Annotated in this window: 19 protein-coding genes; 9 read left to right on the forward strand and 10 right to left on the reverse strand. The window is 45.4% G+C overall.

Annotated elements, in window-relative coordinates; all coding sequences use genetic code 11:
• Positions 1 to 3 precede the first annotated feature (3 nt).
• Complete coding sequence (gene rfbC / locus VDIS_RS02655; protein WP_013335668.1) at positions 4 to 570, reverse strand: dTDP-4-dehydrorhamnose 3,5-epimerase; 567 nt, start codon at positions 568 to 570, stop codon at positions 4 to 6.
• A 106-nt stretch (positions 571 to 676) separates the two neighbouring features.
• On the opposite strand from rfbC, the gene VDIS_RS02660 reads away from it, so the two are divergent.
• The 3 genes from VDIS_RS02660 to VDIS_RS02670 are packed head-to-tail and all read left to right on the forward strand — an operon-like array spanning position 677 to position 2166.
• The gene (locus tag VDIS_RS02660) at positions 677 to 1279 is read left to right on the forward strand and encodes an ArsR family transcriptional regulator (RefSeq protein ID WP_013335669.1); all 603 of its coding nucleotides are present in this window, start codon (positions 677 to 679) and stop codon (positions 1277 to 1279) included.
• 46 nt (positions 1280 to 1325) lie between these two features.
• Entirely contained in the window at positions 1326 to 1700 is a 375-nt protein-coding gene (locus VDIS_RS02665) for a roadblock/LC7 domain-containing protein (protein ID WP_013335670.1), read from the forward strand.
• Positions 1701 to 1755: 55 nt separating this feature from the next.
• Positions 1756 to 2166: a secondary thiamine-phosphate synthase enzyme YjbQ gene (locus VDIS_RS02670; RefSeq protein ID WP_013335671.1), complete on the forward strand. Its 411-nt coding sequence runs from the start codon at positions 1756 to 1758 to the stop codon at positions 2164 to 2166.
• A gap of 9 nt (positions 2167 to 2175) precedes the next feature.
• Here VDIS_RS02670 and VDIS_RS02675 read toward each other — a convergent pair whose 3' ends face one another.
• The 3 genes from VDIS_RS02675 to VDIS_RS02685 are packed head-to-tail and all read right to left on the reverse strand — an operon-like array spanning position 2176 to position 4807.
• Positions 2176 to 2667 (reverse strand): bifunctional nuclease family protein, encoded by a 492-nt coding sequence (locus tag VDIS_RS02675; RefSeq protein ID WP_013335672.1) that lies wholly within the window; start codon positions 2665 to 2667, stop codon positions 2176 to 2178.
• Positions 2668 to 2698: 31 nt separating this feature from the next.
• The gene (hisS, locus tag VDIS_RS02680; protein ID WP_013335673.1) at positions 2699 to 4000 is read right to left on the reverse strand and encodes a histidine--tRNA ligase; all 1302 of its coding nucleotides are present in this window, start codon (positions 3998 to 4000) and stop codon (positions 2699 to 2701) included.
• Positions 4001 to 4045: 45 nt separating this feature from the next.
• Positions 4046 to 4807, reverse strand: a complete 762-nt coding sequence (locus VDIS_RS02685; protein WP_013335674.1) for an A24 family peptidase — start codon at positions 4805 to 4807, stop codon at positions 4046 to 4048.
• Positions 4808 to 4916: 109 nt separating this feature from the next.
• On the opposite strand from VDIS_RS02685, the gene VDIS_RS02690 reads away from it, so the two are divergent.
• Together VDIS_RS02690 and VDIS_RS02695 are read left to right on the forward strand one after the other, a co-directional pair.
• The gene (locus tag VDIS_RS02690) at positions 4917 to 6074 is read left to right on the forward strand and encodes a thiolase domain-containing protein (protein WP_013335675.1); all 1158 of its coding nucleotides are present in this window, start codon (positions 4917 to 4919) and stop codon (positions 6072 to 6074) included.
• A 38-nt stretch (positions 6075 to 6112) separates the two neighbouring features.
• On the forward strand, positions 6113 to 7294 hold the full coding sequence (locus tag VDIS_RS02695) for a thiolase domain-containing protein (RefSeq protein WP_013335676.1): 1182 nt from the start codon (positions 6113 to 6115) through the stop codon (positions 7292 to 7294).
• Between the two features lie 17 nt (positions 7295 to 7311).
• On the opposite strand, the gene VDIS_RS02700 is transcribed toward VDIS_RS02695, so the two are convergent.
• Together VDIS_RS02700 and VDIS_RS02705 are read right to left on the reverse strand one after the other, a co-directional pair.
• Complete coding sequence (locus VDIS_RS02700; RefSeq protein WP_013335677.1) at positions 7312 to 8208, reverse strand: DUF6282 family protein; 897 nt, start codon at positions 8206 to 8208, stop codon at positions 7312 to 7314.
• 34 nt (positions 8209 to 8242) lie between these two features.
• Positions 8243 to 9547 carry an MFS transporter gene (locus VDIS_RS02705; protein ID WP_013335678.1) on the reverse strand — a complete coding sequence of 435 codons (1305 nt, stop codon included), beginning with the start codon at positions 9545 to 9547 and terminating at the stop codon, positions 8243 to 8245.
• A 120-nt stretch (positions 9548 to 9667) separates the two neighbouring features.
• On the opposite strand from VDIS_RS02705, the gene VDIS_RS02710 reads away from it, so the two are divergent.
• Positions 9668 to 10393, forward strand: a complete 726-nt coding sequence (locus tag VDIS_RS02710) for a maleate cis-trans isomerase family protein (protein ID WP_013335679.1) — start codon at positions 9668 to 9670, stop codon at positions 10391 to 10393.
• 8 nt (positions 10394 to 10401) lie between these two features.
• Here the strand turns inward: VDIS_RS02710 and VDIS_RS02715 are convergent, their stop codons facing one another.
• Positions 10402 to 11100, reverse strand: a complete 699-nt coding sequence (locus tag VDIS_RS02715) for an MBL fold metallo-hydrolase (protein ID WP_013335680.1) — start codon at positions 11098 to 11100, stop codon at positions 10402 to 10404.
• A gap of 78 nt (positions 11101 to 11178) precedes the next feature.
• On the opposite strand from VDIS_RS02715, the gene VDIS_RS02720 reads away from it, so the two are divergent.
• Positions 11179 to 13143: a hydantoinase/oxoprolinase family protein gene (locus VDIS_RS02720; RefSeq protein WP_013335681.1), complete on the forward strand. Its 1965-nt coding sequence runs from the start codon at positions 11179 to 11181 to the stop codon at positions 13141 to 13143.
• Here VDIS_RS02720 and VDIS_RS02725 read toward each other — a convergent pair.
• A complete protein-coding gene (locus VDIS_RS02725) occupies positions 13140 to 14021 on the reverse strand; it encodes a nucleotidyltransferase family protein (protein WP_013335682.1) in 882 nt (293 codons plus the stop codon). The genes VDIS_RS02720 and VDIS_RS02725 overlap by 4 nt on opposite strands.
• A 73-nt stretch (positions 14022 to 14094) precedes the next feature.
• Between VDIS_RS02725 and VDIS_RS02730 the strand changes: the two genes are divergently transcribed.
• Both VDIS_RS02730 and VDIS_RS02735 read left to right on the forward strand, forming a co-directional pair.
• On the forward strand, positions 14095 to 14742 hold the full coding sequence (locus VDIS_RS02730) for a thiaminase II/PqqC family protein (protein WP_013335683.1): 648 nt from the start codon (positions 14095 to 14097) through the stop codon (positions 14740 to 14742).
• Positions 14743 to 14891: 149 nt separating this feature from the next.
• Positions 14892 to 15281 carry a hypothetical protein gene (locus VDIS_RS02735; RefSeq protein ID WP_013335684.1) on the forward strand — a complete coding sequence of 130 codons (390 nt, stop codon included), beginning with the start codon at positions 14892 to 14894 and terminating at the stop codon, positions 15279 to 15281.
• Here the strand turns inward: VDIS_RS02735 and VDIS_RS02740 are convergent.
• Together VDIS_RS02740 and VDIS_RS02745 are read right to left on the reverse strand one after the other, a co-directional pair.
• On the reverse strand, positions 15278 to 15637 hold the full coding sequence (locus VDIS_RS02740; protein ID WP_013335685.1) for a hypothetical protein: 360 nt from the start codon (positions 15635 to 15637) through the stop codon (positions 15278 to 15280). The two genes, VDIS_RS02735 and VDIS_RS02740, sit on opposite strands and share 4 nt — an antisense overlap.
• Before the next feature lie 42 nt (positions 15638 to 15679).
• The gene (locus tag VDIS_RS02745) at positions 15680 to 16903 is read right to left on the reverse strand and encodes a thermopsin family protease (RefSeq protein ID WP_013335686.1); all 1224 of its coding nucleotides are present in this window, start codon (positions 16901 to 16903) and stop codon (positions 15680 to 15682) included.
• Between the last annotated feature and the right edge of the window lie 21 nt (positions 16904 to 16924).

Consider the following 16924-nt stretch of genomic DNA (forward strand, 5'->3'; position numbering starts at 1 on the left):
TGATTATATTGGGTAGTCGAAGTTCGTCTCCGCCTGCCTGAGCGGTGGGCATTTACTGTCCTTCTCACTGATTATCACGTTTTCCCTAATCGGCCATGGTATGCCTATTTCAGGGTCATTCCAGGCAACGCACCTCTCATGCTGCGGGCTATACTCCTTGGTCTGTAGATATAGGAATAATGTGTCGTCCTCGAGGGCTTGAAATCCATGGGCAAAGCCCGGCGGTACCCAGAGTAGCCTCGGGTTGTCAGCCGAGAGTTCGACCATTACGTACTTACCAAACCAGGGTGAACCCCTCCTAACGTCAACAGCCACATCAACTACGCGACCCCTAATCACCGTGACTAGCTTCCCCTGCTCCATGGGCTTAAGTTGGTAGTGAAGCCCACGTACGACACCACGCCTCGACTTACTTAGGCTTACTTGGACGAAGTCATAAGGAATACCGCCAGCTAGGAAGTCTGTCCTCTTGTAAAGCTCCGCGAAGAAGCCCCTGACATCTGGGAAGACCACGGGCTCCACGAGTATTACGTCGGGTATTTCAAGCCTCACAAAGTTCTTAAATGGCATAGTTAAGCCTTAGTAAGGCAGATTAAAAGGAATACCCACAGTCCCTGATTAGATAGAATGACTTCTGGAAATTGGTTAATAAGCCAGTCATTAACCACGTTACCTAATGAATGCTGTTGTTAAGCCGGAGATAGTGGTGACACTTAATGGCGAGAATATAGGCGTGATTCCAAGGTATGATAGCGAGTATGTGCTAATGAGGGAGAGGGACTTCAACGTGATACTTGATAATACGAACCTCGAAATAATGCTAGCCGTGATAAGTGGACATAACACATTTACGCAGATTATGAAGAGGACAAACCTGCAGAGAGGTAAATTATCGAGGCATTTAAGGAGAATGTTAAATGCTGGTTGGATTATTAAGAGTGGTAATAGGTACTTACCCAGTGGGCGCATTTACGTTGTTTATGATGTACGTGATGTTGATGGTGAGATAATGCTTAGTATATTAATGAGTAAGGGCGCATTTATTGACCCATTTCATGGACTTGTGATAATAAATGGTGAACCACTGAGTAATTACTGCTCAACCTGCCCACTCAGGCAGGCCTGCGTTAATAATGTTAAGTCCCTGGCCCGTAAGTACAACATCGAGTTAAGGGGTGCTGAACCAAGTGAGGCCTATGTGGAGTTGTTCAGGGAATTAGTTAGGAGGGATTTGATCAGGAAATTTAAGAGTGGTTGGAGAATCGTTGTTATGAAGTAATTGAAAGATATGTTTATATTTCACTTAGGAATTGAATAATAAGGTAATGGAGGAGACCAATGAGACCTTAGGTAAGGTTGTTAAGGAGTTCCTAAATAGCACTGATATTATAAGTGGCGTATACATTGCATCCCTTGACGGGCTATTAGTGGCTCACGCATCTAGGATCGATGTTGACCCAGACCGTGTAGCCGCAATGGTGGCTTCACTCAGCGCCGTGGGTGATAGGGTTAGTAAGGAGTTACTTAATGAGGACTCCAGCCACGTAATCGTTCAGGCAAGTACGGGCTATATAATAATTAAAAGGTTTAGGGACTTTGTAATCGGCGTTTTGGTGCATAGCGGTGATAATTCGACAATAGGACTCACAATGCTTGAGTTAGAGAGACTCATCTCATTAATACAGAAGCAGTTGAGGTAATAACCCAGTGATGCGGGTAAGGTTTTACTAAATGCGCAGGATTAGTTGATGCGTTATGAGAGTCGTCACGAAGGAGATAACTATACAAAGTAGGAGGCGTAGGGAGGTCATTAACATAACGAGCCACATAGAGGATTTCATTAAGAGCTCCGGCATAAGGAATGGCATAGTCCTGGTTTTCCTGCCACACGCAACCTCAGCCCTATTCGCCAATGAGGACGAACCAAGGATAAGGAGGGATTATGAAAACTTATTCGAAAGGTTAGTACCCGTTAATGGTAATTACTATCACAACGATATCGATAATAACGCCGATGCGCACCTCCTATCTTCTATCTTTAAGCAATTCTACGTACTACCAATCGTTAATGGCGAACTCATCCACGGAACCTGGCAAGAGGTCTTTCTCGCGGAATTCGATGGACCTAGGAATAGGAGGGTCGTCCTTGTGGCGCTTGGTGAGTGAACGTCTTAGTTAGAAATTCTTGTTAAAACTGAAGCCGTACCTGGCCCTTAACTCCCTATAATTTTCGAGGGGCTCTGTGTAGGCGACTAGGTGCTCAGCTACGTAAATAGGTGCTCCAAGCCTCACGGCTATTGCGGTGGCATCACTTGGCCTGGCATCTAATTGAAATGTCTCATTTGTCCTATTATCCTTAATGAATATCGTGGCTAGGTAAACACCGTCAATCATTGCATCAATAGTAACCTTCTCAACAACGACGTCTAGCCTATTAATTAAGTCGACGAGTAAATCGTGGGTTAAAGGCCTATGAAACGAAACTAGCCCCAGGGCCTTCTTTATTGAGAATGACGCGGTCACGTCTATCCTAATGGGTAGTACCCTATCATCCCACTCCTCCGTCGTGAAGAGCATGACTGCAACGCCCTCTTCGGGGATTTCAATTACATCCAGAAGATCAGCCTTTAGGTACTTCGAATTGCCCGAACTTTCCTCTCTGACCATTATACTAACATTAAGCAACCCCTTTATTTACTTATTCACCCTTAGCATTAATCCCGAACTCAGTGATTGGAACATCCCTCTCACTCCAGTTACTCATGTCCCTGACCCTAACGACGCCCTGAGAAACCTCCTTGGGACCCACTATTATGAAGTACCTAACATTCACCTTAGACGCATACTCAAGCGCACTCCTAAGGCTCTTCTCACCCGTATCGACAATGACCTTATTACCACGAGCCCTCAAATTAGCGGCTAACCTATAACCAAGCGCTAGGTAATTCCTATCATTACCCAACACGTAAACGTAATAATCAATCTGCGGGAAAGCACGCTTAATAGAACCCCTCTGCTCAAGAACCTCCAGCAATCTCTCAATGCCCATGGCGAATCCCGAGGCGGGCATTGGCTTACCACTGTAGATCTCGATTAAGTTATCATACCTACCACCGCCCCCAACGGATAGTTTATAGTCAGGCACGTACATCTCAAAGACGATGCCCGTGTAGTAATCAAGACCCCTCACAATTCCCATGTCCAGGTCCATGTAATTACGCACGCCGTACATATCAAGAAGATCTATTAACTCACTATAGTACTTAATGAACTCATCACTTACGCCGAACTCCTTAAAGGAGTCAATGGCCTTATCAATACCCTCACTGGTATTAGCGAGTCTGAGAACCTCCTGTGCAGTATCATTGCTTAACCCAAGGTCCCTCAACATCCTTAGTATCTCGTCATCGGGCACCTTACCCCTCTTATCCATGACCCTGAGAACACTAGGTTTAAGTTCGTTAGAGATGCCTAGCTTACTCAGTAATTGGTCGATTATTCTCCTATCGTTTATCCTAACCCTAAAATCACCAATGTTAAGCGCCTTGAGCGCCTCAACACCAACGGTAAGGACCTCGGCATCAGCCCTAACACTTGAGGAGCCTATGAACTCAATACCAAACTGGTGAAACTCCCTATACCTACCGTGCTGTGGCTCGTCATAACGCCAAACCTTCGTTATGTAATACCACCTAATGGGCTTTGGCACATCAACCCTGTAGGAGACTACCCTGGCCACTGGCACGGTCATGTCGAACCTAAGCCCAACCTCCCTACCTGCCTTATCCTTGAAGTAGTAGATCTCGTTAATTACATCCTCACCAGCCTTAGCCTTAAGTATTTCATAGTGCTCCAGGGCTGGCGTCTCAACCCTTAGGTAGCCGAAGGATTCGGCGACCCTCGCCAACTTATCAAAAACCTGAAGCATTGGGTAGTACTCCTCAGGCGTTAAGTCCTTCATTCCCCTAACAGGTCTAAGGTCCTTATCGTCAAATACCACAAGTCATCGATATAGAGGCTAAATAAAAATTTTCGTATTCATTCCTCACAGTGCGGCAAGAATAAGTGTTAACACATTCACGTGAGTTAACACGTAAACCACGAGACCAAGCGTTATTGGTACTATAAAGGGTATGTGGTATGAAGTCAGTACGGGGGTGCCTATACTGATCTTCCCCTTGGAAAGCCACTCTATCAGTAACTCCCTGGGATCATCCACATCAAGGCCAAGCCTAATTATTGGTTGAAAGCCATCCTCAGTGAGTACCTGGGATATTGCGTAATTATTGGGGTTTCTAAGGACTTTATGAACCGGCACGCACATGAGCGTTAATAAGTAAATTAGCCTATTAAGTCCCTTAACCCTGGCCAAGGCTTCGCAATTACTGCCGTACCTAATGTTTTGAATCACGTTGTATGGTATGTACAGTACCAGGGCTATTATCAATGAATTAATCAGTATTGATAATGGCGTAATATTTATTATTGTCAATGCGGGGGTCGCCATGGGTAGCGTGGGTATTGAGGCCGATATAAAGGCTATCGACTTAGAATCCGCACCACCCATCGCCCTCAGCCAATACACCGCTAATGCAAATACCGAACCAACAACCACACTAACTATGTATAGAATTAATTGATTAAGCATTATCACTACGTATAGGCCCAGCGGTACGCACATTATTGAGCCTATTATCCACGTCCAATCACTGATCTCCCTAGTCCTTAAGTCCTGTATTGATGCTGCGACTTGGACAGCAAGCACCAACAGGTAATCCACCATGAGTAATACGTATATGTTTACCATGGAGTTACGATTAAATCATAATCCTGGTAATTATTAAGGCTAATGTTTGATGAACCAAACAGTGGGTATGTGGGTAATAAATTAAAAGGACCCTGGGATTATGATTACTATGTCGAGAAGAGTTGCAATCATTGGGGTTGGTTGGTACGGGTTTAGGCCAGTGGTTGAGGAGGCGTCGTTTAGGGAAATGATGTTCGAGGCAGCAACCCGCGCGTATGAGGATGCCGGTGGCCTGAACCCAAGGACTGACGTTGACGCCTTCGCCAGTTGCCAGGAGGATTTTTGGGAGGGCATAGCCATAGCCGATGAGTTTGCGCCAGAGCCTATTGGCGGTACGTTGAAGCCCGTATTCACGACACCGGGTGATGGACTTCAATGCGTGGCTAGCGCATACATGTTAATTAAGACTGGGCAGTTTGATATTGTTGTTGCGGAGTCGCATGCAAAGCCTAGTGACATCATTAACATGCACGATGTCATGCTATTCGCCATGGACCCAATAACGATTAGGGCAATAAACACACCCAATTATCATGCGTTGGCGGCATTGGAGGCCCAGGCCTACATGACGCGTTATAACGTGCCACGGGAGGCGCTGGCCTACGTTGTGGTTAAGAATAAGAGGAACGCCCTTTATAACGATAGAGCTAGTTATGGCGCTAACCTAACCATTGATGAGGTATTAAATTCGCCATATGCTGTATCACCACTAACAAAACTTGATATCGCGCCATTTGTCGATGCCGCAGTCGTAGTAGTCCTGGCCGGCGAAGACGTGGCCAGGAGGTACACAGACACCCCCGTGTGGGTTGATGGCATACATTGGATTACTGAGGATCCATCGCTTGAATTCCATAATTGGGAATTTCCGATACACGCTATGAAGGCTGCGGAGGTGGCATACAAGATGGCCGGCATTCAGGACCCAATTAAGGAGCTTCACTTTGCTGAAATCGACGCGAGATACAGCTTTAAGGAGTTGCAATTCATAGAGGCGTTAAAACTAGCCCCAATTGGTGAAGCCCATAAACTACTCCTTGAGGGAGCCTTTGATAGGGATGGCCTATTCCCAGTAAATCCGAGCGGTGGTGCGCTTGGCGAGGGAGTTCCGCTCGAGGTTCACGGGCTTGCTAGGCTTGTTGATGCCGTACTTCAACTGAGGGGTGAGGCTGGAAGAATGCAGTTGAGTAAGGCTGAGAGGGCTGTTATTCATTCATGGCGTGGTGTGCCGACCACCACAAGCGTCGTTGCTGTGTTAAGTAGGTGATTGGTAATGCTTAAGAACCAAGCCATGGGTGGTAATTTATGAGTAGGAACATTTACGTAAAGCACAGGCCCGCAGTAATTGGCGCGGGATTAACGTTATTTAGGAGGAGGATGCTCGAGACACCCAAGGAGCTTGCCTGGATAGCAGCCAAGCAAGCACTTGACGAGGCTGGGCTTACGCTTAAGGACATTGACTGCGTAGTAATAGGTTCAGCGCCAGACACGTTTGATGGAGTCCACATGAAGGGTGAGTACCTGGCCGATGGGGCTGGTGGTGTTGGTAAACCGACAATGCGCGTTTTCGTTGGTGGTGCTACTGGCGTTATGGTCCCAATAGCCGCCTGGTGGCACGTGGCCAGTGGGCATTGTAAGACTGTGCTGGCCGTAGCTGAGGAGAAAATGAGCGACGCGGACATACCACACCCACAGGCAGTCTTTAGGTACATATGGGACCCAGTCACCGAAGTACCACTCCAGCCGAACCTAATTTGGATTTTTGCATTGGAGATGCATAGGTACATGTATAAGTGCGGTGTTAAGAAGGAGGACATAGCCCTGGTCAGCGTTAAGAATAAGCGTAATGCCCTCGACCACCCAGCGGCTCAGGTGGCCGCCAACATAACGGTGGATGACGTGCTCAAGAGCGAGGTATTGGTATGGCCCGTCCAATTACTGGACATATCACCAGTGAGCGATGGAGCAGCGGCATTCGTGGTCGCCAGTGAGGATGTCGCGAGGAGGCAGACAGACACGCCTGTCTGGATTGATGGTGTTGGCTGGGCCCTGGACACGACGTCCTGGACTAACAGGGATTTGGCATTCCCCGAGTACGCCAATGTGGCTGCCCAAATGGCCTATAGGATGGCTGGAATAACGAACCCGAGGAAGGAGATTGACGTTGCAGAGGTTTACGACCCATTCGACTATAAGGAACTACACCATATGGAGGGCCTTGGGCTGGCCAAGAAGTGTGAGGCGTCAAAGCTAACAAAGGAGGGTGTCACCCAAAGGGATGGTGACTTACCAATAAACCCATCAGGTGGGCTACTCGGTGTCGGCAATCCAATAGCTGCCGCCGGCGTAATGAAGGTAGCCGAAATCTACTGGCAGTTAGCCGGTAAGGCAGGTAAGAGACAGGTTAAGAAGCCTGTATATACTGGGCTCGCCCATGCCTGGGGCGACCTAATGCAGGCAAGCACAGTAGTAGTAATGAGGGTTTGATTATCTCAACATGCTACCTATTCATATAATAACTTCCTTTGATTCTCCTTCGTCATTATCTCTATCTCTTCCTTAGTGATGCCGTTTTCGATTAATTTCTCTACGAACTCTATATAACCCTGTGGAGGTGGTTCATTGTGCGCTTGGCCTAGGTCCGTTGATAGTATATTCTTCTCAATGCCAGTTTCCCTAATTGCCTTCACAACATCATTTATGCTCACTCTACCCGTGAGTATAGACTCGTAACATCTCTCGAAGTAAACACCGTAATTAACCAGTTCCCTCTGTTGCTCAATGCTGTACCTAGTCGTTGGGAATTCAGGGTGCGTAATGACTATCTTCTTAACGCCACGTTCCACAGCCCTCTTAATCAACTGCATGCCTTCACTTGGGCTTAGGTGGCCCGTGGCTAATATCATGTTGAACTCCCTAATTATGTCGAGGATCTCATCAACCTCCGGCCTAATCCTACCATCCTCATCAAATATACTTAGGGCATTACCAAGTAATCCCCTATCATGAAGCTCAAGTTGAGCCTTAGCCCATGCCGGTGGGTTGGGCTTACCACGCCAGTTAAGTAATGATGACCTCTCATTTGCCGAATCAACGGTTGGAAACCAAACAACCTTAGCCCCTGACCTGCCAGCCACATACACAATCCTTGGGTTCAAACCACCAACTGAATTATTAAGTACGACACCACCAAAGACCTCAATACCATTCACAGCCCTTCTAACTAGGTATGCCCTATCATAGGTTGGTGAATAGTGGTTCTTAATGATAAAACCACCAAAGCCATAATCCCTATATAACCTGGCTAAATCAATGTCATCAAGAAGTCTGGGCACAATATCGGGGGCGCTATGAACATGAAAATCAAAGGCGCCCCTCAATAAATCCCTAGCATTGATCATAATGCTATTTTTTAGTAAGTAGTTCCCTAAATTTTTATTGCTGCTTAAGGACTTCCTCACCCATATATAGCCTTCCCTTGGTTTCGCCGACCAGTAATGCCATTGCCAATACCAACACTCCGGTGCCTATCATGAAGTATATTGGTGAATATATGTTGTGAGTAGCCGCGATTAAGTAGGTCATTATCAATGGCGCAGAACCACCAAGGAATCCAACACCTATTTGATAAGCCATTGATATGCCCGTATACCTAACCTGCGGTGGGAACATTTCAACCAATACTATCGGCGTTATCGCACCTGCCAGGTAGTAAACGAATAAACCACCAATCACCAGCGCGGTGATGACTAACGCGGGATTACCACTTATGAGCATTAAGAAGTATGGTGCTGCGAAGACGATACCGAACACGGCATCAGCAAGCATTTGCGGTCTCCTACCAATTAAGTCCGAAAGATACCCAAAGAATATCGATGCGAATATCCCAATTATTGAAACAATGAATATCCCTAACTGCGTCACCACATACGTAACGTATGGTTTACCGAACTCCTTAGCTATTGTTGTTGCATAAGCTATTGAGAAGGCATAATTCATGTAATACCAAATACCGTTAAAGACACCGACAAGGAATAAACCAATTAATATCAACTTCCAGTATTTCTTCACGGCCTCCAATAATGGGCTCTTAACAATTTGACCCCTGCTTTGTAATTGCTTAAATACTGGCGAATCCTCAACCCTAAGCCTAACAAAGACACCTAATATTGCAATTATAAAGCCTATGCCAAATAATATCCTCCAACCAATTGCCTTAAAGCCCGTGGAACCCAATATAGATGTTAACAGTAATGTTAAACCACTTATTAATAACGATGCAATTGATACCGTTGACTGAAGAATACCCGAGTAAAGGCCCCTTCTATTTGGATTTATATACTCCGAAGTTAATGAGAATGAACCACCCCACTCACCACCAAGTGCAACACCGTCTAAGAACCTCATTGCCGCAAGTATTATTGGAGCCACAATACCTATTTGATAGTAAGTTGGTAAGACCGCAACCACGAGCGAGGCTACACCAGCAAATAATAATGTGAAATAGAGAGCATAGATCCTACCGAGCCTATCACCGATATGACCAAAAATGATACCACCAAGTGGCCTACCTAAAAAGCCTATTAGAAAAACTAGATAGTATAATAGGAGAGATAACACGGCCACCTTTGATGGGAAGAATAACTCCGCTATGATGGGTCCTAATAAACTATAAAGGAAGAAATCATACCATTCAAATCCAATACCTATACTCGTGCTTATTATTGCGAGTGTTCTCATTGATACCATATTTAATCAAGCTAATATTTTATATAGTTCTATTTTTAAGTTTTTACTCATCATTTTTATATAAATTATAAAGCTGAAAGCTTAAATAATTCATGATAAGGTATAAGATTAATGGCTTGGTTTAAGATCGGCGTAATAATTCCATCATCGAATACCACCGTTGAGCGTGAATTTAGCCGTGTAATTAAGGAGCCGGAGATCACTATACATAGTTCCAGGATCACACTGAGGGAGGTTACGTTGAAGGGCCTTGAGGAGATGGAGAAGGAGACCGAGAGAGCTGCCATGGAGTTAAGTACTATTAACCCAGATATTATTGCCTATGCATGTACAACAGGTAGTCTGTTTAAGGGTCCAAATCATCATGTTGAGATTAAGGAAAGAATTGAACGCTTAACCAAAGTTAGGGCTGTGGCCACGGCTGGTGCGGTTATTGACGCCCTTAAGAAGTTAGGCGCCAATAAGGTGTTGGTTGTTACACCGTATATAGATGAGTTAAATGTTAAGGAGAGGGATTTTCTTGAGGCTCATGGGTTTAAGGTTGTTAATATACGTGGGCTCGGTATTGTGGATAACACAGTGATTGGTTCGCTTGACCCAAGGACTGCCTATGAAGCTGCCTTAAGCGCGTATAATCAATTTGGTTCAGACTTCGATGTATTATTTATATCATGCACTAATTGGAGAACATTCGAGGTTATTAGCGCTATTGAAAGGCGAATAAATAAACCCGTAGTAAGTAGTAATAGTGCAACATTATGGTCAGTTTTAAAGGAGTTGGGGGTACGTGTAAAGTTAAATTATGATTTAGGAATGTTATTTAGTGATGTCCAGTAGCTACTTAATTATTCATTAACAATTGTTAATTTTACATGTCCTCTTAAGGTTAATTGAAAATTAAAAGGCTCATCCATAAGTGGCTTTATTGAATTGCCTTCAACAATAAAGGGAATGTCATGGCCTGGAATTATCACCTTAGCAATACTTAGGGCTCTCGTAATGCTTTCATTAGCTAATTCACCGTTGTAATAGGTGAATGATGCCCTTCTATTTACCGCCTCAGACATATACTTAATGGCGTCACCTGCGAGTAATACCTTATCCTTAAGTAGAAGCCCCATGGTCCCACCCGTGTGCCCAGGAAGTAATATGAAATTTGCTCCGAGGAATTCTTCGTTATCCTTCACAGTAATTAATCTATCTTTAATCAGATCAATTAAGTATGTCACTAGGTATGGGTCATTAGGATTAGATTGTGCATAATATATTTCATCCCTTGAAATTATGATCTTTGCCCTAGGAAATAATAATGCATTTATAGCATGGTCAAAGTGAAGATGAGATAGCACGACATAGTCAATATCATTAACGCCCAATCCCCTATTACGAAGTGCAGAAAGTAATGGTTCTTTATTTCCATAATGCCCAGGGTCAAATATCACGTACTTATCATCAATCCTTATTAAAACAACATTGCAAAGACCTAAAAATCCTAGGTTTGTAGTTATGGGCATACCTGGCAACAATATTTCCCACTTATTCATAGCTCAATCAGCGGTAATTACATCTTTATAGTAAAAATATAAAAATAACGTAATTTTGCATATTTACCGTGACAGCCGATGGCAATCGTTGCTGTTGATGTTGGTGGTACCTTTACGGACTTCGTCGTTCTCAGGGATGATGGGACTATATACTCAATCAAAGTCCTCAGTACTCCGAGGAGTCCTGAGGTTGCGGTGCTTGAGGGTTTGAGGAAAATTAGGGAGCCTATTTCCGAGGTTCTTCATGCAACGACTATCGGCACTAATACCCTGCTTGGGCAGGTTGGTCTTGAGATTCCCAGGGTGGCTTTATTCACTACGAAGGGTTTTAGGGACATTATTGAGATAGGTCGTCAAAATAGGCCTAGGCTTTATGACCTATTCTTCGATAAGCCGAGGCCCCTAGTCCCTAGGGAGCTTAGGTTTGAGGTTGATGAGAGGGTTATGGCTGATGGTACTGTGGCTAAGAGTGTTGATCCTAGGGAGGTTGAGGAATACGCGGTTAGGGCTAAGTCTATGGGTGTTGTTAGCGTCGCTGTTTCGTACCTTCACTCATACATTAACCCAAGTAATGAGGAAATCACAGATGGCGTACTTAGGAGGTACTTTAAGTACGTGAGCCTGTCAAGCAGGGTTGCCCCAGAGCCTAGGGAGTATGAGAGGACGTCGACCACCGTCGTCAATGCTGTCCTCATGCCCATCGTCAGTGAGTACATAGCCAGATTCTCCGAGGGACTTAAGGAGCTTGGTATTGGCAGGTTTTACATAATGTCGAGCGCCGGTGGTCTCATAGACGCTAATGAGGCCGTGGAGAGGCCCGTTCAATTAATTGAGTCGGGGCCCGCGGCTGGTGCCGTGGCTGCTGCGGAGTTCTCTAAATTAATTGGTGTTGAGAATGTCATTGGTTTTGACATGGGTGGTACCACGGCTAAGGCATCCTCAATACTTAAGCATGAGCCTGAGGTGACCACGGAGTATGAGGTCGGTGGTGAGGTTCATCATGGTAGGCTTGTTAAGGGTAGTGGTTATCCAGTTAGGTTCCCATTTATTGATCTTGCCGAGGTCTCGAGCGGTGGTGGGACGATTATTTGGCGTGATGATGCTGGGGCGCTCAGAGTTGGCCCAATTAGTGCCGGGGCTGATCCAGGGCCTATATGCTATGGTAGGGGTGGTAAGGAACCAACACTGACGGATGCCAACGTGGCTCTTGGCAGGATAGGTGAATACCTACTCGGCGGTGAGATGAGGCTTGATAGGGATGCCGCGGTTAAGGGCTTATCGAGACTTGGCGACTCAATTAACGTTGCCCTTGAGGCAATTAGGCTTGCGGTTGTTGAGATGGCCAGGGCTGTTAGGCTTGTGACTGTCGAGAGGGGTCTCGACCCAAGGGACTTCGCATTAATGGCCTTCGGTGGTGCTGGTCCTCAATTCGCACCCTACATAGCTGAGGAGTTGAGTATTAACTCCGTGATCGTACCGCCTGAACCTGGAGCCTTCAGCGCCCTTGGTCTGTTAATGGCTGATGAGAGGTTTGAGGCTAGGTCATCATTCCCAAAGGACCTCGAGGACGGATTTAAGAGACTTGAGGATGAGTTGCTTAGTAGGTTGGGTAGGGTTGATTACTTCCTTAGGTATGCCGATGTTAGGTATGTCGGGCAAGGTTGGGAGTTAACAATACCCATCGGTAGGCCGGCGAGCATGGATGATGTTGAGAGGGTATTCAATGATAGGCATTATGCGACGTATGGCTTTAGGCTGAATAAGCCCATTGAGGTTGTGACGATTAGGGTATTTGCGGTGATAACCAGGGTTAAGCCGAGGTTCAGGGCACCAAGGGCTGAGGGTGAGGCTAAGCCGAGGAGTTTCAGGAGGGTTTTCTTCGATGACTGGGTTGAGACGCCGATTTACTGGCGTGAGGACATACCGATGAACCAGGTAATTGAGGGGCCAGCCGTAATCGAGGAATACGGGTCAACAATACTAATTCCACCAAGGTGGAGAGCCACAGTTGGGATGTATGGGGAAGTGAGAATGACGCATTAATAGCTTATCCTTATAATGCGATTAATGAGCTGGGTCATTGACCTAGAATCACCAATTCTCCTAATCCCCATAAACACTGACGGGGCATACTCACCATGTCCCAGAACCCTCATTAGAAGGTTCATAAACCAAAGACCCATCGATAACTTATACGGCAATACCAATGACCCAGCAATTGAGGATAGCACTATGGATAATGCCAACTCCATCGCACGCCCACACCTTAACTGCTCGCACAGATTGACAGCATCATCGCTTAACCAGTTTATTATCGTTAATGCATCATTAAGTGTGATGATGCCCTCCTTATATATGGCGTGGAGTATCGTTAAAACAACCTCGGCACTTCTATTGATTGCGCTAACCTTAACGCCATGATACTCACCGACTGTCTTCAACCTAAGGAAGTCCTCACCCCTGGCGTAGGTGAGGTCAGCGACTGACGGGTGTACGTAGAGGTCTACGTTAATTCCATCCTTAACAAGCGTTATTGTGTACGGCTCATAAAGCAGCAGCCTATAACCACGCCTAATCAACCTAGCCGCAGCCAATAGGACTTGGTCCCTCCTAACCAGGACATCGACATCCGCCGGCACGTAGACAACGGGCTTAATCAATTTTATGAAGGCATGCTCAATACCATTTAGTGCATCCTCAACCTCAGAGACCACATTAATAACCCTCCTAAGCCCATTCTCCTGACCCCACCGCAATTCACCCTCATAATTAACGACCCTAAGCACATGAAGCAGTACCTTATTGAGTTTAGCAAGCTCAATAATGCCTCGATTAATCTCAACATGCTCGCCATTAACCAATACCCTAAGTAACGCCCTAAATTCCTTAACATTACCAGGGTCTTTCGTACTTATTCTCATTCAATCACCAATAAGGCTACACCATAATGCATAGCGATACTACGCTTTTAAATTAAACTGATTAAATTAAGCCGTGGAACCCAGGGAACTACTTGAAGGTATTAGGAAGGCCCTGGAACCACTCAACGAGACAATACTAAACCACCCAATGATTAAGGATGCTGAGGAGGGACGCCTATCCATAAATGCAATTAAGGCATTTGTAATGAATCAATGGTACATAGTCAACCACGACTTGAGGTCACTGGCTATAGCCCTGAGCAGGACGAGGAACATCACGGAGCTCGAGTTCATGAAGATGCTACTCGATGGTGACTACAACGCACTTCACGAATTAATGAAGTTGATGAGGGAGCTGAATATAGAGATTAGGGACCCGTTAATGCTCGAGGTGGTGCCAGAGGCCGTGCAGTACACGCATTACCTGGCGTGGCTAGCTAACTACGCCACTGTTCAGGAGTTTGCCCTAGCAATAATCGTAAACATGCCAGTGTGGGGTCAGAACGTGACTCGGCTTGGTAATGCATTACGTAGCAAGTACGGTATTAGGGAGGTTGGCTTCTTCGAAGCCTTTAAAGGCCCATTCACGGAACTTGAGAATAAGGCCCTTGAGGTAATCAGGGGTATTGATGAGCAGTCAGTCGTGAGGGCCAGGAACATGGCGTATATTATACAGAATTATGAGAAGGCCTTTTGGGATGCCATCTATAATGTGCGTTGACCTTAATCAAAGTAAAATATTTATGCCATTATTAAATCCTTTATTGTTTATATAATTGATCCCATGTCAAGCAGTATTTACTTCAAGAAACTATAGAAAAAGATGTTCTATAGCTTAAGCTTTAAAAATTGGATTTAGTGTGATAATGCGTGGGGCCAGACCCAATATCACTGGTTAATACTGCACGGAGAGACCTTCAAACATTGGTGAACCTAGTGAGCAATTATGAACGGACTAAGGACGTGACTATCCTTAGTAATATCGTGAAATTAAGCCTATCAATCTATGACAATGCCATAAATGCTTTCCTAGCTGTTAAGGGCATTAGGGTTAAGGACCCTGAGCACATGAGCCAGGTTGCCCATGACTTCATACCAAGCGAAGTGGCCAGCGCTGATTTAAGGGACTTCCTAATTAAATGTCTATCACAGACCGATTGTAATGATGATTACATAAGTGCTAGGATTGGGGAGTTGGGGAGGCTTGTCGATTACGTGCACTCAGTATCAACGCATAGTGCGATTCATAGGGGCCTCTAACCCTTAACACCATACTTACTAATTAACTCCTTAATTAAAGACTCTAAGTCCTCCCTCTTAACCATCTTGCTCTCAATATCATCAAGTCTCCTTTCCACATCACTTATCCTAGCCCTCAACGCATCCATATCACCAGGACTACCCAATGGGTTCGCGAGGGCCGCGAGTATCCTCAACAACATCGTTGGTATTACTAATGGTAGTGAAGCGGTTAATGCCACGAGCCTAATTAGGGTTTCAGGCCTATTCATCAATGCCCTAATTAGGGCTTCAGGGTTTGTCGTAAGCAACTCATTCAAAGCCTCAATAAGTATCTCAGGGTTTCTCTTAAGTCTCTCAACATCCTCACTAACCATACGCAGCATTATTAATGTATGCATTAATAAACGCTGTGGTTACTAACCACCCAACTGCTGATAATTATTGTGACCAACAACCAACTCAGCCGTTGAGGGTCCAATCGGCAGTACGTAAACATTGACCGCATATTCACCGGTGGATATACCAAAGGAGTAGGTTATTGGGTATGGAGCCCATGATGTGCCATTCCAATAAAGCAGCGATAGGTATGCATCTAGGCTCCTAAACTCAACACCGCCACCATTACCTGGACCGCCAATCACGAATTCCGTATCCATGGGCCAGCCGTATGGGCCCTCCGTAGGGCTAGTCACTATGTATGCCGTGGCGTTGGGTATCGGTATTAACTCATGGGCAAACCAATAAACCCTCGGACTGAAGGTCTCATTACCCAACTGAAGCAGTGAGTAGCCGAAGTTAATGACAACGCCGTAACCCGTCGAGTTTACGGATATTATTAATAAGCCGGCCATCGGCGTTTCGAAGCAACCAAGCACGCACCTACCCTGCTCATAAACAACGTTCCTAGACGAACCAACGTAATTAACAACATCCATCTCACCCTGGAACCAGTACTGGCCATCCACGACCACGAGCGCATCCTGAACCCAATGAACCATGTAATTACCACCATACTTAATTACGACATAGGCATTCAACTGAAGGGAAAAGCCAGGCCCAGCTGCACCCGTGGAATTCTCGACGTAGGCATTGGTTATGTTGAAGAGACCAAGCACGGCATCACTCGTTATATTGCTGTAGCCCGGCCCGTAATAGGCCGCGATGCCCATGGCAGTATAGTTAAGGATCCTATACGCAATCCCAGTATTACCACAAACAAGCAAACCATAACTACCAGGGCCGGGGCTAACCACGTAAATGCCAGGCACAGAACTAAACCAAGTATAATTACTGGGCGCCTCAGGCCCGCCACCCCATGAATGTAACTGCGAATTAGTGAGTAGGTAAACGTATGAGCCATTAACAACCTCAATAAATAGGGATTCACTATTCGTCAAATTAACATTAACGAGACCCCAGGAAGTGCATGGACCACTAGCAGGCTTTGTTACCGGCATGGTCACGGTACTGTTAATTACGCTATTAATAACGTAATTAATACCTGAAAGCACTAGGCTATCAAGAGATGGATTTACTAAAAATACTAACGCCATCAAGGCAATGACAATTATTAATACCGTATCCCCCAGCCTCATTGCATAATTAACGTAGGGAATCATTAATAAACTAAACTTACCCATGACAATCCCATCCTTTAAGCC

The sequence above is a fragment of the Vulcanisaeta distributa DSM 14429 genome (assembly GCF_000148385.1).
In the GTDB taxonomy this organism is placed as follows: Archaea; Thermoproteota; Thermoprotei; order Thermoproteales; family Thermocladiaceae; genus Vulcanisaeta; species Vulcanisaeta distributa.